Source organism: Faecalibacterium sp. DFI.5.82 (assembly GCF_029076575.1).
In the GTDB taxonomy this organism is placed as follows: domain Bacteria; phylum Bacillota; class Clostridia; order Oscillospirales; family Ruminococcaceae; genus Faecalibacterium; species Faecalibacterium duncaniae.
Map to the genome: position 1 here is coordinate 1 of NZ_JARFIS010000523.1, position 310 is coordinate 310.

Sequence of the window (310 nt, forward strand, 5' to 3'; positions counted from 1 at the left end):
TCAAATCTCCGCACATGGAATAAAAACAACCACTCGCCGCGGCATACCGTTCCGGCAACGGTGGTGGCAAAGCGTACCGATGTTTCTCATTCCAGTCGTGCCAATGCCGGAGATGTGTCCGGTGCGCACGGATACGACACCAGCACGTTCACGTCATACTATGTGACTTTTCAGGTGGAAAGCGGCGACCGCATGGAACTTGAAGTTGATGGTTCGGACTACGGAATGCTTGTGGAGGGCGACATTGGAAAGCTGAGTTTTCAGGGCACCCGCTATCTTGGGTTTGAGCGGAACTATTCGTTCTCCTACA

1 protein-coding gene is annotated in these 310 nt (G+C 52.9%); it reads left to right on the forward strand.

Translation table 11 applies throughout. The annotated features are described in order from the left end of the window. Positions 1-310: DUF2500 domain-containing protein (locus P0G09_RS17715; protein WP_275253328.1), on the forward strand; the 310-nt coding region annotated here is incomplete at both ends.